At 41.8% G+C, this 22,903-nt stretch carries 19 protein-coding genes; 16 read left to right on the top strand and 3 right to left on the bottom strand.

Features of this window, described 5'->3' with window-relative positions; all coding sequences use genetic code 11:
• The first annotated feature begins 21 nt into the window (after positions 1-21).
• The 4 genes from DQQ10_RS08385 (at position 22) to DQQ10_RS08370 (ending at position 3,253) form a co-directional block, all read left to right on the top strand.
• Positions 22-549 (top strand): DUF3267 domain-containing protein, encoded by a 528-nt coding sequence (locus DQQ10_RS08385; protein WP_133259581.1) that lies wholly within the window; start codon positions 22-24, stop codon positions 547-549.
• 153 nt (positions 550-702) lie between these two features.
• The gene (locus DQQ10_RS08380) at positions 703-1,479 is read left to right on the top strand and encodes a toxin-antitoxin system YwqK family antitoxin (RefSeq protein WP_165823857.1); all 777 of its coding nucleotides are present in this window, start codon (positions 703-705) and stop codon (positions 1,477-1,479) included.
• Between the two features lie 26 nt (positions 1,480-1,505).
• A complete protein-coding gene (locus DQQ10_RS08375) occupies positions 1,506-1,985 on the top strand; it encodes a hypothetical protein (RefSeq protein ID WP_133259580.1) in 480 nt (159 codons plus the stop codon).
• A gap of 635 nt (positions 1,986-2,620) precedes the next feature.
• A complete protein-coding gene (locus tag DQQ10_RS08370) occupies positions 2,621-3,253 on the top strand; it encodes a response regulator transcription factor (RefSeq protein ID WP_165823856.1) in 633 nt (210 codons plus the stop codon).
• Here DQQ10_RS08370 and DQQ10_RS08365 read toward each other — a convergent pair.
• Positions 3,250-3,927: a sensor histidine kinase gene (locus DQQ10_RS08365; protein ID WP_112746401.1), complete on the bottom strand. Its 678-nt coding sequence runs from the start codon at positions 3,925-3,927 to the stop codon at positions 3,250-3,252. The two genes, DQQ10_RS08370 and DQQ10_RS08365, sit on opposite strands and share 4 nt — an antisense overlap.
• A gap of 220 nt (positions 3,928-4,147) precedes the next feature.
• On the opposite strand from DQQ10_RS08365, the gene DQQ10_RS08360 reads away from it, so the two are divergent.
• The 6 genes from DQQ10_RS08360 to DQQ10_RS08335 all read left to right on the top strand — a co-directional run bounded on the left by DQQ10_RS08360 (position 4,148) and on the right by DQQ10_RS08335 (position 13,765).
• The gene (locus tag DQQ10_RS08360) at positions 4,148-5,653 is read left to right on the top strand and encodes a tetratricopeptide repeat protein (protein ID WP_112746400.1); all 1,506 of its coding nucleotides are present in this window, start codon (positions 4,148-4,150) and stop codon (positions 5,651-5,653) included.
• A 6-nt stretch (positions 5,654-5,659) separates the two neighbouring features.
• A complete protein-coding gene (locus DQQ10_RS08355; RefSeq protein ID WP_112746399.1) occupies positions 5,660-7,216 on the top strand; it encodes a tetratricopeptide repeat protein in 1,557 nt (518 codons plus the stop codon).
• 94 nt (positions 7,217-7,310) lie between these two features.
• Positions 7,311-8,876: a tetratricopeptide repeat protein gene (locus tag DQQ10_RS08350; RefSeq protein ID WP_112746398.1), complete on the top strand. Its 1,566-nt coding sequence runs from the start codon at positions 7,311-7,313 to the stop codon at positions 8,874-8,876.
• A gap of 111 nt (positions 8,877-8,987) precedes the next feature.
• A complete protein-coding gene (locus tag DQQ10_RS08345; RefSeq protein WP_112746397.1) occupies positions 8,988-10,544 on the top strand; it encodes a tetratricopeptide repeat protein in 1,557 nt (518 codons plus the stop codon).
• A gap of 69 nt (positions 10,545-10,613) precedes the next feature.
• Entirely contained in the window at positions 10,614-12,122 is a 1,509-nt protein-coding gene (locus tag DQQ10_RS08340) for a tetratricopeptide repeat protein (protein ID WP_112746396.1), read from the top strand.
• A 113-nt stretch (positions 12,123-12,235) separates the two neighbouring features.
• Positions 12,236-13,765, top strand: a complete 1,530-nt coding sequence (locus DQQ10_RS08335; RefSeq protein WP_165823855.1) for a tetratricopeptide repeat protein — start codon at positions 12,236-12,238, stop codon at positions 13,763-13,765.
• Between the two features lie 351 nt (positions 13,766-14,116).
• Here the strand turns inward: DQQ10_RS08335 and DQQ10_RS27895 are convergent, their stop codons facing one another.
• Complete coding sequence (locus DQQ10_RS27895; RefSeq protein WP_165823854.1) at positions 14,117-14,281, bottom strand: hypothetical protein; 165 nt, start codon at positions 14,279-14,281, stop codon at positions 14,117-14,119.
• A 50-nt stretch (positions 14,282-14,331) separates the two neighbouring features.
• Positions 14,332-14,469, bottom strand: a complete 138-nt coding sequence (locus DQQ10_RS27890; protein WP_165823853.1) for a hypothetical protein — start codon at positions 14,467-14,469, stop codon at positions 14,332-14,334.
• Between the two features lie 105 nt (positions 14,470-14,574).
• Between DQQ10_RS27890 and DQQ10_RS08330 the strand changes: the two genes are divergently transcribed.
• The 6 genes from DQQ10_RS08330 to DQQ10_RS08310 all read left to right on the top strand — a co-directional run bounded on the left by DQQ10_RS08330 (position 14,575) and on the right by DQQ10_RS08310 (position 22,891).
• A complete protein-coding gene (locus DQQ10_RS08330; protein ID WP_112746394.1) occupies positions 14,575-16,746 on the top strand; it encodes an ATP-binding protein in 2,172 nt (723 codons plus the stop codon).
• Positions 16,747-16,913: 167 nt separating this feature from the next.
• Positions 16,914-19,007 carry a methionine--tRNA ligase gene (metG, locus tag DQQ10_RS08325; protein WP_112746393.1) on the top strand — a complete coding sequence of 698 codons (2,094 nt, stop codon included), beginning with the start codon at positions 16,914-16,916 and terminating at the stop codon, positions 19,005-19,007.
• A 267-nt stretch (positions 19,008-19,274) separates the two neighbouring features.
• On the top strand, positions 19,275-21,122 hold the full coding sequence (locus DQQ10_RS08320) for a glycoside hydrolase family 2 protein (RefSeq protein ID WP_112746392.1): 1,848 nt from the start codon (positions 19,275-19,277) through the stop codon (positions 21,120-21,122).
• 163 nt (positions 21,123-21,285) lie between these two features.
• A complete protein-coding gene (locus tag DQQ10_RS27885) occupies positions 21,286-21,459 on the top strand; it encodes a hypothetical protein (RefSeq protein ID WP_165823852.1) in 174 nt (57 codons plus the stop codon).
• A 161-nt stretch (positions 21,460-21,620) separates the two neighbouring features.
• On the top strand, positions 21,621-22,553 hold the full coding sequence (locus tag DQQ10_RS08315; RefSeq protein WP_112746391.1) for a hypothetical protein: 933 nt from the start codon (positions 21,621-21,623) through the stop codon (positions 22,551-22,553).
• 47 nt (positions 22,554-22,600) lie between these two features.
• Positions 22,601-22,891 (top strand): hypothetical protein, encoded by a 291-nt coding sequence (locus DQQ10_RS08310; RefSeq protein WP_112746390.1) that lies wholly within the window; start codon positions 22,601-22,603, stop codon positions 22,889-22,891.
• The last annotated feature ends 12 nt before the right edge of the window (positions 22,892-22,903 follow it).

Below are 22,903 nucleotides of genomic sequence, written 5' to 3'. Positions count from 1 at the left end.
CCGCTGAAAATTAATCTTTACATGGCACTACTGTTCGTTCCAACAGTAGCAGTTATGGGCATGCTATTTTATTTGTGCTGGCACAATCAATTTTCGCTGGCAAATGTAAGATTGTACATGCAAGAAAATGTAGATTGGCTGAAAGCCATGATGCCTTGGATCATTCTCGGTTCACTGTTGGGCGGAATTATAGCACATGAACTACTCCATGGATTAACGTGGGCTCGGTTTACATCCAATGGCATAAATTCAATTCGCTTTGGCTTCATCTGGAAAGCCTTAACGCCTTATTGCCATTGCACAGAAGCACTACCGATCAAAGCCTATCGCCTAGGCGTTGCCATGCCAGGAATAGCATTAGGAATTCTACCGCTAGTAGTCGCATTTTTAGCAGGACACGTCGGCCTATTTCTGTTCGGCATCATGTTTACTATTGCTGCAGGAGGAGACTTCGCTATTTTATATTTAATTCGACAAGAAAAATCGAATATGATGGTGTTGGATCATCCACATAAAATTGGTTGCATTATTTTCTCGCCAGCACAATGATGCGAGGATAATTCAATACAATGATTTGATCATTCACCGATCTATTGATTTACATCGTAAAATCTGTAAATTATATCATCGACGACGGAATTTAATATCTGACGTCGTTAGTCAGTACAATCTACCCAATTTCGAAATATGACACGGCGCGCAATGTTCACGAAAATTAGTTGCTGCTGCATTTTGATTTTCATCAGCAGCTGCGACTCGCCCACGAAAACATATTTTGATAACGGTCGACTAAAATCGGTCTATTCAACAATCGACGGAAAAATTGAAGGTGAATACATTGCTTATCATCCCAATGGTAAAATGAAAGAAAGCCGGGCATATAGTCGCGGGGAATTGACAGGACCCTATCGCCGATTTAACGATGGTGGTATCATGACCTCCGAAATATATTATGTAAGAGGATTAAAAAATGGACAATCGACAACATACTTTGACAATGGAAAGCGATTTTCAGTGACGCAATATCTCGGAGGTCATAAAGTAGGTGAAGAATTGCTCTTCAATCAGGACGAAAAATGTGTAGCTCGTCACGTTTTTGACAGCGCTGGAAATTTGATCTATCAACAAACGTTGTGGCCTCAGAAACAATCCCGTGCTTTTCCGATCATACATGTTAAGTCGACAGTGGTGGCGATTGGACAGTATTGCCAAGTTGGTGTGGGTTTCGGTCTACCATTGAAAGGTATTGTAGATTTTAAGGTTGAAGCTTTAGATAGTTTGTTAGTTCCGTTTGTTCGCGTTCATGCCGACACATTGCGGGATCGGTACAAACTACGACTTCATTTTGTTCAACCCGGAATACACAAGATCAGGTTAACATTACGTCATGATGCTGTTGTCGGCGACACCTTATCAGTTGACGGAATCAGCGAAGAATTTGAGGTGCAGATTAGTGAAGAACGTGCCACTGAAATATGAACACGAAAACCGAAAACCCATATCTTATGAAGCATACTTATTACACCTTCTTTTTTGCAATGTTGATTTGCAACGCCTGTAGTGTAGGCGTTAAGAAAGATCTTGGAACAGGATTATTCCACACGGTCAGCGGATTTTCGGTCGACGAAGTATTATTGGTCGGACCGGATAACCAGACGAAATCAGATAACGTTGTGAATTTTAATTCGACCGTAGCGATTGTCGCGCAAGGACTTCGTGGGTATGAACTGAAAGAAGGAAAAGCGTTTCCTGGACTGATGTTGCAGGTGACAGACGGTAGCGGGACAGCGGTGATTAATGAGGCTGATCTATTTGCTAACACAGAGGGTTATTCGCCTGAGGATGCATCGATCATTCGTGGAACTGTAACTGTGGGGGCGCCGATGAAAGCAGGAGAGACGTATCATGTGAAGATGCGCATCTGGGATAAAAACAAAATCGAAACAGAGCTCACGGCAGAAATTGATATTAAGGTGAAGGAATAAGATGATGCGCATTTAGAAACTATCGCATTCCTATCTCTGCTATTTACCAATCATGTCATTCGACTTTGGGGATCAGTTACGGGCCTAAGGTGAAGGATATTTTTTCGTGATTTGAGACTAGAACATCCTTCCAAAATTTGTCAGGAAAACCAGACAACGCATGTGCGACTTTACGGACGATATTTGCGTTAAGTTGAATCACCGAACATTTGATGATTACAATGGAACCCCAATGATGATGCAGCGCCAGGGAAAACAAAAGAGGATGACCCCTTAAGAGCAGCAAGTGTCGCTTCATGCGGTGCTCATTAAACCTCTTTCGAATCCCTTGGCGGCATCTGTTTAACATTAACGATGGCAATGTTTGTTTGGCATTGTTTGCTGAAAACGTCATCGTTGAAGGTAAAACGGGGCAAACTTTCTAGAGGAATAATTGCAGCTAACAGAAGTTTGTTACTCCCCGTTTTCGCGTACGCCTTCTCGCGAACTTTGTACGCCCTCACACAACGATGAATCGAAAGTAGTAGGTCGTTGTGTTTTATGCATCACATCCCATTAGAATGTCAGGAAAACCGAATAGTCTCTCGGTAAGGAATTCCATTTTTATTTTCGTAATTAGACGTATACAAATACAAATGGGTACTGTAAACATTCTTCTCGTCGACGATGAAGCGCTTTTGCGTGAAGGCCTAAGGAGTCTTCTCAAAACAGAAACGTTCGTTCGCAATATTTATGAAGCTGGCAATGCCGAGGAATTTAAAAAGGCCGTTGAAACACTTCATATCGATATCATTCTCCTCGATATCCGCCTCGGTGGAAGTAGCGGCTTAGAGTTACTCTCCGCGATCAATAAAAAGAATATCAACGTCAAAGTAATTGCAGTAACCGGTCTTGAAGGCGTAGAGCTTGTAATCAATCTTCTTAAAGCTGGTGTGCAAGGCGTTGTTTTTAAACTCGATGGCTATGGCGAAATCTTGAAATCCATCAGAGCGATTATGGATGCAAACAGTTACTTCTCCGACAAGATCGTTCGCATCATCCAAAATAATGCAAGTCGTTGGGATAATGTTCCGCCTGTTACGCTAAGCAATCTAGAGAGTGAAATGCTGAAGTGTATCGCGCATGGTCTCACAACAAAAGCGATTGCAGGTGAAATGAAGATGACAGAACCAACGGCCGAGACCTACCGCATCAGGTTAATAAAAAAGCTAGGCGTAACGAATACAGCTGCGTTGCTGGCGTATGCCTATAGAAACGGCATTCTTTAAAACGGATATTTCACGGTAGCCAGTAATCCTCTCTGCCCATGCTGATATTGAATAGTGCCGTTAATAACCTGAGCACGCATACGAAGGGTGTTGTGCTTTTTTCGAAGGCGTTCGATAAATTCATCTAGCTTATGGAATCCAGTGCCATCATCTTCCACTTCAATGATAAGGGCATCAGACTGCCATGTAAGGCGAACCCAAATATGCCAGGCCACAGAATGCTTGAACGCGTTGTTGATCAACTCTTGAACAATACGGTAAAGATGAATTTCAATCGACGGGGGAATATCACGCGTTTCACCTTGACCGGAAAAATGAATGAGGTCAGTTCCGCCACGCGACATATTTTGACAGAGAATATTGATCGTGTCTTGAAAAGATTCGCCTTCCATTTTCGCAGGCAGCAATTGACGCGAGATCTTTCTCACAGCGTCTACAACCTCTTGAAATTCACCACGCATCTTAAGCACGATATTTTCAATTTCATCAGGATGTTGCAGCGAACGTTCCATGCGATCGATGTACAACCTGAATATAGAAAGCTTTTGAATGAGGTCGTCATGAATTTCAGCGCCCATTTCGGTAGTGATCTGTTCGCAAGCTTCCGAGGCTTGCTTCGCGATTTCCGCGTCGAAACGTTCACGCGACGAGAATACAAAAAAGGGAGCGCGCATAGGTTAAATCGGTTAAGTGTATTGAGTGAATTTTCAGTGAACAAGATCTTTAAAATAGAGAATTGTATTTATTGAGTCAAGATTTGTGCATGATAGGTTCTTGATTTAGTTGCTAATAATGGTTTCGCAAAACGAAATTGTTGTGCAAATGCATGATGATGTCGTGCTGGTAACTTTTCAGAAGGATAAATTAATATCGTAAGAAATTTCGGGACTGAAGATGAGAATATTTGTGTTTTTGATGGTTTGCTTTTCTGTACTGAGTTGCTCTCCAAAAGGTCAAGCTCAGAATAGTAAAATCGATTCGTTGAAGTCAATTTATGCTGAATCAAAAAAACAGCGAGCTGAGATAGATTATAACCTCGCTTATGAATATGTTGATTTTGATTTAGGAAAAGCATTGATCCATTCTTCGAGGGCAAAGCACTTTTATCAATCTGCGCATGATACCATAAATTTAATTCGGTCGGGTGTGCTAGAGGCGCTTGTGCTAAGAAGAATGGAACGAATGGATTCGTCTCTTTCGATAATAAATAGCGTAGTACCTCTTGCTCGGAGATTGGAGCAATGGGTAGAATTATGTAAACTCCTTCGAGGCAAATCGCTCATATTCCTTTATCGAGATAATCATGAATTAGCATTAAAATACAGTTTCGAAGCATTGGAAATAGCTGAGAACATCAGTGACACATCGCAACAGTGTGTGCTGTTAAATAATATTGGTCTGAGTTTTTTTCGGCTAGGTGCAGTTGACCGCGCTATCCAGTATTACGAAAAAGCGCTTTCACTTTATCCGAAGCCCAATGAGATAACTTTACTTACTAACGCGAGTCATGCTTACTCGCAAAAAGGGAATTTCGAAGTGTCACTTCGACTTGTGAAATTAGCTAAATCTATTTCAGAATCTTCGTTCGAAGTGTTGGAGGCATTTGGGACCCACTATCACCATAAAAGATCTTTGGATAGCGCGGCCTACTATTATCTACGAGCCTATCATGTTTCAGAGACATCAGGTAGAACTAGAAACCAAGCTGTGCTTGCAATGCTATTGGCAGACATAAATATGGATTTAGAGAATATAGATTTGGCGAGACACTACTTGTCGCTTGCGGACACAGCGTTATCACATGAATCCTTTAATGCGGAACGACTTTATATGTATAGAAGATACATTCGTTTGTTTAAAACCATTCGTGATAATAGAATGGTAGAGCGTTTTCAACGGCGTTACATTGATTTACGTGACAGTCTGACGAATGGCGATGCATTAGATAAAGTAATCCAGGAAGAGATCGAATTTAATCAGCGGAAGAATTTGTCTAAGATAAAAAATCAGTCTAGTGTAATAGAAGCCAAGGAGGTCATGATAATGAATAGAAATCGCTTGATCTCATTCCTAATTCTGACCTTCGTTCTCTTAATCATAATAATTTATCTCCTTAGACGCCAATTCTTATTCAAAAGGCGGATTAATATTTTACTCGATAGACAGGTGAGGGACAGAACGATGGAAATAGAAAGAGTTTATAATCTGCAAAGGGCTAACCTGGTTGAACTGCGAGAGCAAAATGTGAGACAAACAAAGTCTGATAGAGAATTCGTGTCCAGGATAGAGGGTGTAGCACAGTTAGCCGATCGATCAGAAACTGTGGCGGAATGCAGGGAATATGTAAGGGTAATGAAAAATATAGTCAATCAACATCATAAAATTCCAGATAAGGAATAACCGCCTATGAACGCAAAAGTAATTGCATGTGCGCTACTGCTTACGGTAAATCTGTCTATCGCGCAAACTAAGTTGATCGACTCCCTTCGTAGTGAGCTAAATAAAACACCGGAGAAAGATCGGTATGCGTTGTATATTGATTTAGGTTATAAACTATCTTCTATCGATCCAGTCGTGGCGAAGGATTTTGCACGAAAGGCTTACGAGCTAGCACATCTTAATTACGATAGCGTAGCGATTATTAATTCAAGAATGTTAATTGGACTTCTTTTAAAAATTGAAGATCCTGATTCGTCTTTGGTTATCGGAATCAAAACGTTGGCGATGGCGGAAAAGTGTCAAATGAATCGTCAGGTCTATATCGCGATGAATCGAAATGGAATAATTTATTTATTTCTAGGTAAATATGATCGAGCATTAGACTGTTTTTTGAAAGCACTGGATTTGCCGTACGTGAAGTCTAATCGTCGGGCCCAAAAAATGTTGTGGAATAATTTAGGGCTGCTGTACTATAAGATTCGGTATTATGAGAAAGCGCTATCGGCTTATGGTGAAAGCTTGAAGCATGCTGATTCCATCGCTGAGCCCGGGCTCGTAGCTGAAACTCTTTTAAATATGAGTTTATGCGAAAGTAGTTTGAAGAATTTTCAGAAAAGCAATGGCCTTATCGATAGAGGTTTTAAGATTTGTCCGAATGACTGTCTTGATGTAGAAGGCATATATTATTTTCATTCCTTAACGGTATTCCATTTCTTACAAGGTAACTATGATTCAGCTCTCCACTTTACTAACCGCGCATATGAACTTGCGTCTAGATATCATGATAGAAGAATGCAAGCGTCATCCCTGGAACTGAAAGCCACAGCCTATTTGAAGTTGGGCCAGGTGCACCTTGCTGAAACAACAATATTGGAGTCGGAATCAATATTGTCGGGGTCTGAATTACACGCGGAGATTCGCGATATATATGCGGCCTTGGCTAAGATCGCTGAACGGAAGGGTGACTATAAGACGATGGCAATGGCGTTGAAGAAATACACAGAAGAATTGGATATTACTGAGGCTACAGCGAGTAGAGTCAATATCATGAAGCTTGAGGTTGACCTCAAAGAACGCGAGCATCGTGAACAACTCCTTGTTCAGGAAATGTACTTGAAAGCAAAGGAGGAGATAATTTCCACACAACGGCTCTTGATTATCGCGGTGATCGTAATTTGTATTCTTTTTTCTATTCTGCTAGTAGTGTTCATCAAACGGCATCGGAAGAAGACCCAGCACAATAAACTGTTAGACAAAAATTTACAACTGCGGACGAATGAACTACATGATGAAATGCGTAGCGCCTTTAAAGCTCAGTTGTTCCAGCGCGAATTGGTTGATAAAATGTTAGTTGATATAGATCACCAAATGACATCGATGAAAGCGCTTCTTAAATTTATCTCCAGTGATGAAACGCAGAGGGATGCATGCATCAAAAAGTCGGAAACGCTGTTTCTCAAAATTGAGACTTGCATGAGGAAGATAAAGACTGTGATTTCTGATGGCGCTGAAATTCACAAGTAACAAAAGTAGGCTGAAGCTGTTATTGGATCTTCATTGATGTTGAGCGTTAAGAACGCGTTAGAGAAAATACAATTAATTGATAAAGTAGTAATTCATGAACTTCATCAGGAATGTTATAGCGCTTGTATGCGTGCTTGTGCTTAGCGTAAATCTGTCCTTCGCGCAGACTAAAGTGATTGATTCACTTCGTAATGAGATAAATAAAACACCAGAGAAGGATCGGGGTTCTTTGTATCTTGACTTAAGTTATGAGCTTATGGAGCTCGACCCTATTGGAGCCAAGGAATTCACCCGGAAGGCTTATGAGTTATCACTTGCCAATTATGATAGCGTGTTGCTTATAAGATCAAGGATGCGAATTGCATATCTTATCAGGTATGAAGATTCTGATTCCTCTTTGGTTATGGGGATCAAAACGTTAGCGATGGCTGAGAAGTGTCCCATGGATCATGCAGTCTTTGTAACAATGAATCGTATTGCCGTAAACTATATATATCGTGGCAAATATGATCGGGCGTTGCACTTTTTACTGAAAGGACTTGAGTTACCTTATGCGAAAGGGAATCGTTGGGCGATGAAAGCGTTATGGAATAACTTGGGGCTTGTTTATTATAAGATTAAATATTTTGAAAAGGCGTTGTTTGCCTACAATGAGGGACTGGGGTATTCTGACCTTTCTGAACAAGACTTCGCTGCTAACACTTTTTTTAATATGAGTTTGTGTGAAAGTCATCAGAAAAATTTCCGCAACAGTCGAGACCATATAATGAAAGGTCGGAAAATCTGCCCTGGTGATTGCACAAGCAGTGAAGGTGTGCACTACTATTTTTCTTTGTCCACCTATCATTTTTTGAAAGGTAACTATGATTCGGTGTTGATCTTTACAGATCGAAGTCATGGTCTCGCGTTAAAGCACCAGGATGTTAGAATGCAAGTATCATCCCTTGAGATGAAAGCGAAGTCTTATTTGAAATTAAATCGAATCGATCTGGCTGAACACACAATATCGCAGGCAAGATCACTGGTCACGGGGTCGAATTTACATAGCGAGATTAAAGATGTGTATGCAGTTCTTGCGAGCGTTGCCGAACGAAAGCGGGATTATAAAATGATGGCTGCAGCGCTAAAGAAGTATGTCGAGGAGTTGGATAGTACTGACGCTGCGCAAAATCGAGTAAACCTAATGAAATTAGAGGTTGAATCGAAAGAACGCGAGCATCGCGAGGAAATCAGAATTCAAGAGATGTACTTGAAAGCAAAGGAGGACATAATATCCACGCAACGTCTTTTGATTATCGCGGTGTTCGTAATTTGTGTTCTTTTTTCGATTCTGCTAGTAGTGTTCATCAAACGGCATCGGCAGAAGACCCAGCACAATAAACTGTTAGACAAAAATTTACAACTGCGGACGAATGAACTGCATGATGAAATGCGTAGCGCCTTTAAAGCTCAATTGTTCCAGCGGGAATTGGTTGATAAAATGTTAGTTGATATAGGCCACCAAATGACATCGATGAAAGCGCTTCTTAAATTTATCTCAAGCGATGAAACGCAAAGGGATGCATGCATCAAAAAGTCGGAAACGCTGTTTGATAAAATTGAGACTAGCATGAGGAAGATAAAGACTGTGATTTCGGATGGTGCTGAAATTCACAAGTAACAAAATTGGGTTGTGGGATTTCAAAGGTTTGCAGGTCTTATTCGATGGTCATTGATGTTGACCGTTAAGAGCGAGTTAGAGAAATACAATTAATTGATAAAGTGGTAATTCATGAACTTCATCAGGAATGTTAAAGCGCTTGTATACGTGCTGGTGCTTATGGCAAATCTGTCCTTCGCACAGACTAAAGTGATTGATTCACTTCGTAATGAACTGCATAATACACCAGAAAAAGATCGCTGGCCATTATATGTTGACCTAGGTTATGAGTTACTAACGATTGCTCCGGTAGAAGCAAAGAAATTTGCGCTTAAGTCTTATGAACTGTCGTTAGCAAATCACGACAGCGTGTCTCTTATAGGTTCGCGGACTTTGATCGCGGTTCTCTTGAGAGACGAAGATTCTGATTCATCGTTAGTGATGGGATTGAGAACACTTGCGATGGCGGAAAAATGCCAGCTGAACCGTGTTGTGTACCAGTCTATGAATCGCATTGCCCTCAATTATTTATTTCGTGGTAAATACGATTTAGCGTTGCATTTTTTATTAAAGGCGATTGATTTGCCCTACGCTAAGGGGAATCGTCGCGCCAATAAGATATTGTGGAATAATTTAGGGCTTCTTTATTATAAGATCCGGTATTATGAGAAAGCGATATCGGCCTATGGGGAAAGCTTGAACTACGCTGATTCCATCGCGGAGCCAGGTTTGGTAGCTGAAACTCTTTTCAATATGAGCTTATGCGAGAGTAGTCTCGGGAATTTTCAGAAGAGTAAAGCCTGTATAGCTAGGGCATTAAAGGTTTGTCCAAATGAGTGTAATGATGGGGAAGGCGTGCAATATTATTCTTCCTTGGCTACCTTCCAATTCTGGCAAGGTAACTATGATTCCGTTATTTACTTTACCAATTGCGCCTACAACCTCGCATTTAAATATCGTGATAGGAGAATGCAAGCGTCATCCTTAGAAATGAAGGCGAAAGCCTACCTGAAGATGGATAGTGTCCACTTAGCCGAAACAACGATATTGAAGGCGAAATCAATAGTGTTAGGGTCGGAATTACACGCGGAGATTCGCGATGTACATGCGGTGTTGGCTAAGATCGCTGAACGGAAGGGTGACTATAAAACGATGGCAATGGCGTTAAAGAAATACACGGAAGAATTGGATAGTACTGAGGCATCAGCGAGCAGAATCAATATCATGAAGCTTGAGGTTGACCTCAAAGAGCGTGAGCATCGTGAACAACTCGTCGTTCAGGAGATGTATGCGAAAACAAAAGAAGACGTCATTTCGGCGCAACGCCTTTTGATCATTGCATCAGGAGTAATTTGTTGCCTTTTTGCGGTCATCTTAGTGATATTGTTTAAGCGACACATGCAAAAGACCAATCAAAATAAATTACTAGATAAAAATCTGCAGCTACGAACACATGAGCTCCAGCATAAAGTGAGCAGCTCTATTAAAGTGCAGTCTTTTCAGAAAGAAGTGATTGATAAAATGTTGTTGGATATAGATCATCAACTGAGGTCGATGAAGATACTTTTGAAGTATATAGCTAGCGATGAAACACAAAAAAATGTATGTGTCAAAAAGTCGCAGGTGCTATTTGAGAGAATTGACACAAGTATTAGGAAAATAAAGTCGGTCGTTGTCGAGCGATATTAGTTTAGGAGATGGCGAAAAAGTTTGTGTCGGAACGTAGTCAATAACATTCGGAGTCGAACCTAGAATACTATGAATAAATGCTGTTTAATCTTTTTGTTGATGGTGGTTAACATCATCACGTATGCACAAAATTCGAAGATCGATTCGTTGACAACGTTATTGGCTCAAACTAGGGTGGATTCTGCGAGAAAGCAAATTTATCGCGAGCTATGCTATGAAAATTTTGAACTTGATGATCGTAGAATGGCTGACTATGCGGATACTCTGATAAAACTTGCTGTTAAATCGAATGATACTCGAAATCTGGTCGTTGGTAATAGAATTTTAGCTATTGCGTTAAGGAGGTTGGGAAACATTGATTCGGCGATTGTTATAAGTAATAAGATCATAAAGATCGCGCAGCAAATGAATGCAGAAAGAGAGGTGTTGAAAATACTCAATGGCCTATTGTTGAGTTACAGGGACTGCGGACAATATGATCTTGCTTTAAGGTATGGGTTGGAGACACACTCGAAGGCCGCAGCAACTGACTCGTCCTTCATCGTAGTAGTAACAAACAATATCGGGCTTATATATTATAAGCTCGAGAATTATTCGAAAGCCATTTCTTATTTCAAGAGATCACTTAGAAGAGATATGTCCAAGGACAAATTTCTTGGCGGTTACATTAATCTCGGGTTATGCTATAGCAAGGTTGGAAAGTTTGATTCGGCTTGGAACTGTTTGAGCTATGTAAAGAAACATGTTCACCTGCTTCCACCGGCCCACCGTGTTCACCTCAAGTTCAGTATCGCCCAGTATTACTTTTCAAAAAAAATGTACGATAGCGCGGAAGTTGAGCTAAACAATACATTGGCTCTAGCTTCTACCTATGACTTCGTCGAATGTAGAATTATTTCGATTTTACGCTTGGCTGAAATTTATTTAGATCGACATGATTATCAAATGGCGTTGACCCATTTGCGCAATGGAATTTCGATAACAGAAAAAACTTCTTTTAAGGGTGAACTATTAGATTTTTATGGTCTCTTGGGAGATACATATGCATCGTTAGGTGACTATCATAATGCAACTGTTTATATGAGACGGTACATTTCTCTAAAAGACTCTATCTACAGTAGAGCCAGGGAGAATAATATTTCGCAAATTGAGATTGACTTTGTAGAGAAAGAAAAGAACGCGGCGTTGGCAAGACAAGAATTGATTATCTCTGGTAATAGGTCGTCATTGAAAAAAAGAGGGGTAGTGCTTGCAATGTCAATCGGTTTTTGCTTGATCTTAATTTTGTTGGCGTATCGATTATACAAATTGTATAAAACAAAGCGTTTGGCTAATGAAGGCTTGCACGAGAAGATTCGGAGCAGGGCCAAGGACTTGGAAACACTATACATCCAATCAGCGCAAGTTAGGCGATATGATAATTTGGTGATGGAAAAGCAGCTCCAGAAAATTTCTTATGGTATGCGAAGTATCGAGGCGCTATGTGAATTGGCTCTTCGCGATGGCAATCGAAAGGAGTCATACCTAAACGAAATGTTAAGTATCACACGATCGTGTCAGAATTTGAAAGGTAAATAGTTGGGGTTGACTAATTCCAATATGACCTTGAACAGCATTTGCCCCCAGTAGTCACTTCAATAACAACAGATGACAGGTACTCCTAGATATTATATAAACCTTAAATGATAGGTATGCAAGGACTTGGAATAGCCCGGCGGTTTTTTTTTGTTGTATTGGCATTGGTAACTGTACATTCTTTAAACGCCCAGCAACTGAAAGTAGATTCGCTAATAACAGAGGTAAACAATAGATCAGGTAACGGTAAGGCTAAGCCCCTTATTGAACTTGGAATATTGTTGGCTGCAACGGATACCGATTCTTCTTTACAGTGCTTCAGGAACGCTTATAGAATTGCGAGAAGGCATGGCGATACTGTGAATCTGGTAAGGTCGGGACGGCTGTTGGCCGAAGTGTTACGTCGTTCATACCAACTTGACAGCGGTCTTTACTATCTCGACATCATTCTTCCCATAGCACAACGAAATTCTCTGCTAAGAGATCTTAAATATGCGTACAACAGTCAGGCAATAATCTACTCACAGCAGTCGCGATTCGACGATGCTTTGAACGCAAATTTTTTATCGCTAAGGTTGCGAGAGGCAGAAAGGGACCACTTTGAAATAAGTACATCCTTAAATAATATTGGACTGCTATATCATCGCCTTCACAATTTTGAATATGCACTTCGATTTTTCTTGAGGGCTCTTGCTGTAAAAAAAAGTATCCCAACAACGGTCGATCTTGATCAATTGTTGATGAACATCGGACTATGCTTCGAAGAACGTGGTGATCATATCGCCGCGATCAAATACACAAGGGAAGGGATCGGAGCCTGCGGCGTCAATTGCGCTCCGGCAAAATTGATGATCGCGTATTACAATATAAGTTTGATACATTTTAATACCCGAGATTTAGATGTTGCGGAAGATACAATACATTCTGCTCTAGAAATTGCTAAATCAAATGGACTTTTAGAGAGCGAATTGCACGCTGAAAATTTGCTGTTATTGGGTCGTATATCTGATTTGAAAAATAAAATCGATGTAGCAATGAGATACTTTGATGCTGCGCAGGCAGTAGCTACGTCGAACGGGTACAATACAACGCTGCTGGACATCTATGGTGCCAAAGCAAAGCTCTATGAAAAGACACATCAATATGAGCAAATGTCTTTCTATCAAAAGAAGTACATCATCACTCGCGACAGCATCATAGGTTACAGGATGATGACCAATCTTATTAGGATCGAGAACGACTATATCACCCAGACCAAGAACAATCAGATTGAAGCGTACCAGAAATCAATTGCGGACAAAGATGATCACATTCGCCAAAAGAATGCTTTGATTATCGTGTCTGTAGTCGCCGCGCTATTATTTGTTGCTGTTAGCGCTTTGATTTTTAAAATGTATCGGCGAAAAGATCATGACAATCGCCGACTTGATCGGATGGTCAGTGAAAGAACACAACAACTCGTTGAATTAAATAATCGCACGCAAAGTTGCTTAAACTCCGAACGATTATCTTTTGCTAAACGCGTGTCAGAAGTCGAAAACCTGCTCGTGAAAATTGACACACTCTGTGCAATGGGCCAACGGCAAAATCGAAATGAGTATCTCGACAAGATTAAGAGTGCCGTGTGTCAAGCACGATTGCGTTAATCATTGTTACCTCTCTTCATTATTTATTTGTGCGTCTCGCAGTGTACAACCGTCAACTGAGCCTACAATCCAGGTTTGCGCCGTCTTCCCTCATAAGGTAAGAGAACCTTGGGTTTGATGTGGTAACCATTTTTTGGCGACACTTTTCATCTTGAACAGCCCAGCGTATTGTAATTCACGAATCTTTCCTCGCTTTGAATAATCCATGGCCAGAGGCTAGCAATTTGCCATTTACCTAACGCATGTAAGCTTCTTAAAGCAACAATTCTACATGTAATGTTTGCTGGCGATTCGTCACTTTTACATACATAAAGTATTACTTTAAGTATGCTATTACATCGTTAGTTAAATTCACTGGAATGAATCTTCCAGCTCTAGTCCGCCAACGGATTGGCTAGTTATAGAGCCGTTATCATCTTTGGGAATACGAGATTTTTGAGGCGAACTGATAGTAAATGAAAGGGTTGCGATTGCGATTATTCCCATAATACTCAGGATGGCATATTTTGTTTTCATAATTTTTGACAGTTTAAATGTTCAACATTGTATACATTATCTACCAGAGATTAACGTTTGTCATCTTCAGCTGTGCCTCCGGAAATTATAGTCGATTGGGGCGTTGGCTCAATCTGTTCCTCAGTACAAGAAACGAAAGTGGTAGAAGCCACGAGAACGATAGTAAGAACGTAAAGGACTTTTTTCATAGTGTAAAGGTTTATAGGTTTTTCAATCTTTGTGATTAAATTGTGAGTTCAAAGATGGTTGGTAGTATGCAAATTTTTCGTTTATTAAATTTTTGAAAATCACCTGTGTACCAATTTTTTTTCAAAGGGATCAAGCACGCGTCTCCATTAATTTTTATTTTTTTATCGCTGCATCTCTCGGCGCAAAACTTTTCCGTAATTGATTCGCTGAGAGATGCTGTAAGGGCGGCAAATGGTTCAGGTAAATTTGACCCGCTATATAATCTTTCGTACGAGTTACTCGATGTTGATAATAAGCAAGCATTAAGCTATGCGATTGAAACATTCAGAGTTGCACTTGAAGCGGGAGATAGCTTGAATATTGTCAAGGCAGGTCGGCTGCGAGGATTAGCGCAAAGAAAAGCTGGAGACTTGGATGGCTCTGTCCAAACATATCAAATGGTTTTACCCATTGCGTCACGAAATGGTTTCAATGATGAGGAAAAAAAGAATCTGAATGGTTTGGCAATTGTCTACACATTTAAAGCCGAGTATGACCTGGCACTCAAAGTCCATTTTCAATCGTTGGCTATCAGGGAAGCTCAGGGATTAAAAAACGAGATAAGCATTTCGCTTAATAACATTGGACTTGTTTATTTTAAACTAAAGAATTTTGACAATGCTCTTAAATATTATTTTCGAGCTCTTGAAACCAAGAAAAGTGCGGGCGATTCTACTTTTTTAGAAAGTCTCTATGTTAACATTGGTCTTTGTTACAACCAACTGGCGGACTATAGTAAAGCGAGGACATTCATCAACGACGGACTCAAAATCTGTAAGGATCATTGTTCTGGGAAAATATTAGTCGAAGCGGAAGCCGGACTTGGCTTTTCGTACCTAACTGAATTTAGATCCAAAAAGTGGAAAAAAGATGATCAAGATAGTGTTGAACTTCTTGCTGACGCTGAAAGACATCTGATGGCGTCTTACAAAACAGCGACGGAAATTGATGATAGCCAGTTTCGACTAGAAAATCTACTGAACTTGGGACGGGTGTTTCTCAATCGCAAAAACTATAATGTGTCACGAGACTATCTTTTTCAAGCAGAGTCGTTGGCAAAAGAAACGATGTACAATCAAATCTTAATCGACGTTTACAAGGAGTTGTCGGTGTCTTATGGGGAAAACTCTGACTTTGAAAAAGCATCCTACTACCAAAAACGCTACATCGACCTCAAAGACTCCGTCTACTCCGAGCAACTCATTAAAAACATCGCCGAAGTCCAAACCCAATACGCCGAGCGCGAAAACATTGCAACCATTGCAGCCAATGAACAAATCATCAAACAACAACGTGATCTCAATATCGCCGTTGTTGTAATCGCGATGCTCGCAGGACTTCTCATTCTCGTACTACAACGCAGTAACCGTACCATCAAACGTGTTAACGCGCAGCTCTCTGAAGCGAAAGAAGTTATCGAGGAACAGAACAAACAACTCGAAGGAAAAAATAAATACCTCGACCGTGAAGTCGAGGCGAAGACCATCGATCTCGAACGCGCTAATCAATCGCTCAAACAAGTTAACGACGAACTCGATAATTTTATTTATAAAACGTCGCATGATATTCGAGGCCCGCTGGCAAGCTTGAAGGGAATGTGTAACGTCGCTTTGATGGACGTGCAAGATCCTGTCGCGTTGGATTACCTGCGAAAACTTGATAGCACTGCAGAACGACTTAACACAATCCTCACACGACTGCTCATCATCAATCAAATTAATAACTCGAAGTTGTCTATCACGCGGATTGATTTTGAGGGTGTTGTTCGTGATGTGCTCTTGCTTGAAAAGAAGAAAGGACTTCCACAGAAGCTCAACATCACGCAGCGCATCGAGAGTCATAATACAATTCAATCAGATAAAGAATTGATCAGGATCATCCTTGAGAACCTCATCGATAATGCGATCAAGTTCTATAACGACTCTGATCGTGTTGATTCGTTTGTTCAGATTCATATCGATCCACTTGAGGCGGGGCATGTTCGTATCCGCGTGCTCGACAACGGTATCGGTATCAGCGAGTCCAATCCGGGTAAGTTGTTTAGGATGTTCTTCCGCGCATCAGAGCGATCGGAGACAGGCGGAATTGGTCTTTACATCGTGAAGACGGCGACTGCAAAACTTGGCGGAAGGGTAGGACTCCGAACGACGCCGGAAGGCTACACCGAGTTTTACGTTGACTTCCCACCAACGCCGCCATCACCGGAAGACGGCCCTGACAAACCCTCAATCTACTAACGCCTCACCAACCCCAACCGGCAACAGAAACCGAAACTGACGACGGGAACCGGCAACTAGAAACTGGCAACTGAAGCCGGTAACTGAAACTGGAACCGGAAACCGCGAGCTCGTAACTCGAACTATTTACTATCTTTACCCCCCATTAGAATCGACAAGTCTTAGGAATGAAAGAATTTAAACGTACCACTGTAACGGCGGCGTTGCCTTATGCCAATGGACCACTTCACATCGGTCACATTGCCGGCGCTTACTTGCCAGCCGATACCTACGTGCGCTACTTACGCCTTCGTGGTGATGATGTGATCTTTATTTGTGGCTCCGATGAACACGGTGTGGCCATCAACCTGGGTGCAAAAAAGGAGGGCGTTACCCCTCGCCAGTTTGTAGACAAGTACCATGGCATCATGCAAAAGGCTTTCGCAGACTTCGGCATTGGCTTCGATATTTACTCGCGTACGTCGAACCAGGTGCATTATGAAACAGCACAGGCATTCTTTAAAAAGATTTACGATAAGAATCTTTTCATCGAAGAAACATCGGATCAATACTACGATGAGCAAGAAAAGATTTTCTTGGCCGACCGTTATATCATTGGCACCTGTCCTAACTGTAGCAACGCGAATGCTTATGGCGATCAATGTGAAAAGTGCGGCACTAGTTTAAGTCCGAAGCAGTTGATTAATCCGCGCTCTACAGTGTCGGGTCAAACACCTGTGCTCAAGGCAACAAAGCACTGGTATTTTCCACTCGATAAGTTCGAAGCATGGTTGAAAGAATGGCTTATCGAAGGTCACAAGGAAGATTGGAAGACAAACGTGTACACCCAATGTAAAGCTTGGATCGATCAAGGTCTGCAGCCACGTTCGATCACGCGCGATTTGGATTGGGGTATTCCAGTGCCGCTGCCGGATGCGAATGGAAAAGTTCTCTATGTGTGGTTCGATGCACCGATCGGCTACATCTCAGCAACAAAAGAATTAAAGCCCAACGACTGGGAGAAATATTGGAAAGACAAGGACACGAGACTAATCCACTTCATCGGAAAAGATAACATCGTTTTCCATTGTATCATCTTTCCATCAATGTTGAAGGCAGAGGGAGATTTTATTCTTCCTGACAACGTGCCTGCAAATGAATTTTTGAATTTGGAAGGAGAGAAGTTGTCGACGTCACGCAATCATGCGGTGTGGCTTCACGAATATCTGCAAGATTTTCCTGGCCGTCGCGACGAGTTGCGTTATGTGCTGAATTCTATTTCGCCTGAAGCCAAGGACGCAGACTTCACTTGGAAAGATTATCAGCAGAAAGTGAATAGCGAGCTGGTCTCCATCTTCGGAAACTTTGTTAACCGCGTGATGGTACTTACCTGGAAATATTTCGATGGTAAAGTTCCTTCAGAACATGAATTGCCAGTCACTAGCGACAAGCGAAATAAAGTGTTGGCGTCGTATAAACAAGCGCATGAAGATTTGAATGCGTCCATCAAATTGATGACAGATGCATTGAAGAATTTCCGTTTCCGCGAAGCACAATTTCAGATGATGAATTTGTCGCGAATTGGAAATAAGTTTCTTGCAGATACTGAACCTTGGAAACTTGCAAAGGAAGATATGGAAGCTGTCGGTTGTATTTTGAACTATGCAATCACAGTGATCGGTAACATTGGTATCGCATGTAATCCATTCTTGCCGGATGCTTCTAAGAGTATTTCACGACAACTTAATGGCGCGTCGTATGAAGAAGGATGGAAGAAGTTCTGGAAGCAAGAAGAATTGATTCACATCGTTCCACCACAACATCAATTGGCGCAACCTGAGTTGCTGTATAAAAATGTGGAAGATGCCGATATCGAAAAACAAATCGAACGACTAAAGAAATCAAAAGCACCAGTGGCAACAGAAAATACAACGGCTGAAGTAAAACCTTTGAAAGGTGAAATCGTCTTTGATGATTTCGCGAAGATCGATATTCGCATTGGGAAAGTAATCGCAGCAGAGAAGATGGAGAAGTCTGACAAGCTGTTGAAGCTTACGGTTGATTCAGGCGTCGATAGGCGCACAATCTTAAGTGGTATTGCCAAGCACTACACCGCAGAAGAGATGGTCGGTAAGCAGGTCACGTTCGTTGCCAACCTGGCCCCACGCAAGATGATGGGCATTGAATCACAAGGAATGATTCTCATGGCAGAAGACAATCAAGGCAAACTGAGATTGGTAACACCAGATGCTGACGTGAATCCAGGTGCTGGCGTGAGCTAACAATTTAAACATGATCATTGGCAAGGCTGTTTCGCAAGAGACGGCCTTTCTTATTTATTAGCGATTGTCGCCTTATCAATGCGTACTTCCGGCAACGTTTTTTTTGCACGTGAAGCAAGATCATCAATTCAGGTTGCACAAAGTCTTCAGTTAGGTTGAGACGATTTGTTTAGCTTCTCGTCTCAATCTTAGCGACGCTTACACTTTGGATCTCCTTGGTGTCAACGTCTAACGTTAATCAATTATCAATCTTAAGTGTACTAAAGTATGATCAAGTATTTAATCGCAGGATGTATCTGTCTTGGTGCCGTTGGCAATCAACTGCATGGACAATCAGCATCATGGAAAATCGCGGAAGGCAAAATAACAACGCCGTGGGCCGATGAAGTAAATGCCAATAATCCGCTGCCGGAATATCCTCGTCCGCAGATGGTGCGGGAAAACTGGGTTAACTTGAACGGTCTGTGGGATTACGCTATCATTCCGAAGGCAGCGTCAGTAAAAAATTACGATGGAAAAATTCTCGTTCCGTTTGCAGTTGAGTCTGCGTTGTCAGGGGTTTCAAAAACTGTAGGAAAAGACAGCAAACTCTGGTACAAGCGCACCATCACGTTGCCTTCAGGATTTAAAGGTAAATCGGTACTCTTACATTTTGGTGCGGTTGATTGGGAGTGTGAAGTGTTTGTGAATGGTCAAAAGATAGGCACGCATGCAGGCGGATATGATCCTTTTTCGTTTGATGCAACCGCCGCATTAAAGAAGTCTGGTGCACAAGAAATTGTTGTCAGCGTTTGGGATCCATCTGACAATGGACCACAGCCAAGAGGGAAACAAATTGAAAAGCCCCACGGTATCTGGTATACACCTGTGTCTGGTATATGGCAAACGGTGTGGATGGAAGCAGTTCCCAAAACATATGTGCAATCCACCAAACAAATTTCTAATCTCGACGAGTCATCGTTGAATGTTAGCAGCGTTGTTCAGAACGCCCAAGCGGGAGACGTCTTGCGTGTATCTGTATGGGAGGGCGCGCAAAAGGTAGCGGAAGGTGAAGGTGCCTTCGACAATGTAACGGTCAAAGTTCCGAATGCGAAACACTGGTCGCCACAAAATCCTTTTCTCTACGACCTAAAAATTGCTGTTGTGCGAAAAGGCAAAGTCGTTGATGAAGTGAAAAGTTATTTTGGGATGCGGAAAATTTCTGTTGGTGTTGATGCGCAAGGTATTCAACGGATGCTGTTGAACAATGAGTTTTTGTTTCAGTATGGTCCGTTGGATCAGGGATGGTGGCCTGATGGATTGTACACGCCGCCGACAGAGAAGGCTTTGCTTTTTGATATTGAAAAAACAAAAGCGATGGGCTTTAATATGATTCGTAAACATGTGAAAGTAGAGCCTGCGAGATGGTATTACCACTGCGACCGTCTGGGGATTTTAGTGTGGCAAGATATGCCGAGTGGCGACATTGGTAATCGCTGGGAGAACCGTCCTGGTGTTTATGGACTAGCAACGGATAAAGATCGCTCGCCTGAGTCAGAGTCTATTTTTAAGAAGGAATGGAAAGCCATCATGGATGCGACGATGAACTATCCAAGTGTTGTCGTGTGGGTTCCTTTCAACGAAGCATGGGGACAATTTAAAACAGAAGAGATCGTACAATGGACCATGAAGTATGACCCATCACGCTTAGTGAATGCGGCAAGTGGCGGAAACTTTACGGATGCCGGACATATTCTTGATCTTCATAACTATCCTGAACCTGCCATGCCCGCGCCAACACTATTTGGCGCGAAACAAATATTGGTACTCGGCGAGTTCGGTGGTTTAGGACTTCCGTTGGATGGACATACTTGGCAAACAAAAAATAACTGGGGCTACCAGAGCTTTACCTCGAAAGAAGAATTGTTTAAGAAGTATGAATCATTCATGGGTATGATGGAACCATTAATTAAGAAAGGACTTTCTGCCGCAGTCTATACCCAAACAACGGATGTCGAAGTTGAAACCAACGGGTTGATGACATACGATCGAAAAGTTGTAAAATTTCCAGAAGATAAGTTAAAGCAACTTCATGAGAAGTTCTACAATGCTTCACTTGTGAAATTGAAGAAGTAGCAAAAAAAACTTTGATTGAAATCAAAAGAAATGAGTACCACGATTGATGGTACTCTTTTTTTTAACCTTACAATTCAGGGGGAACCCATTGTCAAGAATCAACCACACAATTGCCTGGCCCGAAGTTTTTTAGCATGAATGAAAGACTTAAATTTTTTACGATATGGCAACAAAACAATTATATCCGGGAAATGCTTCGAGTGATCAGGGAGGCGGGAGTAGTAAAGATTTCCATGATGAAGAAGTAAATAGGAAATCTGGCGGAAGGAAACGCATTCGGACATCAGCAAGCCTTGCGTATTCTACAGACAAAGGTGCGCGTAAGTTTTCTGCGTAGCGTACTCAAAGAGTGCCGATGATGGCAATGAGATGTGCGATGCCGCTTTGAGCGCAGCGGGAGGGTTTTGGGTAACAAAAAAAATGGTGTGATCGTCCCGATGGCGGCGCTATTTTCGTCTTCTATGAGATGACGAACTCGTTTCATCCAAACCCTCAATCATGAAATTCAAAATTCTTTTCACTGCGGCCATTGTTGTCGGTATAACAATGCTTTCAGCGTTTGTATTTGATAGCCGCATATCACAAAACAAAACAACTTATCGTTGGACTGGCGCATGGATGCCGATGCGGATCAGCGCGGCAGATGGTGTAACTGCATTGGATACAAAAATTGGTCACTTTACGCATTTGGATAAAAAGCAATCTTACCTCAATGCGGTTAGCAACATACATAAGAAGTTTCCGACATCGCAGCCGTGGGTAACATGGACTGTAAGTGATTTGGCGCGCGCAATTCCTGTAGGCCAGAATTTAAGCGACGCACAGCATGATCAATATTTATCCGCCATGGATGAGCATAAGGTCGCTGTGTTTCTCGAAGTGTTTCCAATAAAAGGCGATAAAGCCAATAGCGCGGTGGATGCCGTCGCTGAAATCGATAAGTGGTTAAGGAAATTGAAACACCATACTTCAATTGTAGGTGTAGGTGTTGAACTTGAATATTTTGGTAAAGCGACAGATTCACTGGCCGCAGTTTGGGATCGTAGAATCAAACAACACAATCCAAAGTACAGAATGTTCCTTCGTCACTACAGCAAAGATTTTATGCCACCAACATATCGTGGTGCAGGCGATTTGATTTTTGTTTGTGATGCGTCAGAAGCATCGATTGCTGACCTCAACAACGGATTCGCAAACTGGGCAAATCATTTTGCGCCGACAGCCTGTGCATTTCAAATCGGTTATCCCGCCGACGAAGATGGTATGGATGGTAGCAACAAAACTGGCTGGTGGAGATTGAAAGATCCTGTACGTGACTGGGGGAGTGCTATTCTTCCGTTAATAAAGGATGAAAAACAGGAACTTGGTTTAATATGGGTAACAGCAAAATCGGGGAAGTCTTACCATAAAGATTGGGATCTCACGAAATAGTGAAGCTTGCTGGTGATTTGTTATCTTTGCTCCGAATAAACACGCTTATGTATTCGAGAAACTGGCAAGTGATAAGAGATGATACGAAAAGAACGTTTGAGGTGTGTGGTCATGAGAGCAGTACCAATGGATTTACGAATAGTGTTTATGCGATGCAGCGTGCGGGTATGAATGTGAGTTACGTAACGCCACCGGTAACCAATAGAACGTCGAGTGCCGAACTGATTAAATTAACGGGTTATACAAAAGAAGTTGGACTGCACGAGCGATTGAAGAAAGAGTTTCGTGAGATCACCATGGGGTCGATAACTGAGTTTGATCTTGATGACGAGGGGTAATGCCTAACGCTA

It is taken from the genome of Pseudochryseolinea flava, assembly GCF_003286915.1.
Lineage (GTDB): Bacteria > Bacteroidota > Bacteroidia > Cytophagales > Cyclobacteriaceae > Ohtaekwangia > Ohtaekwangia flava.
Note: the sequence above shows the minus strand (reverse complement) of the source record. Positions and strands in the feature narration are given on the sequence as shown.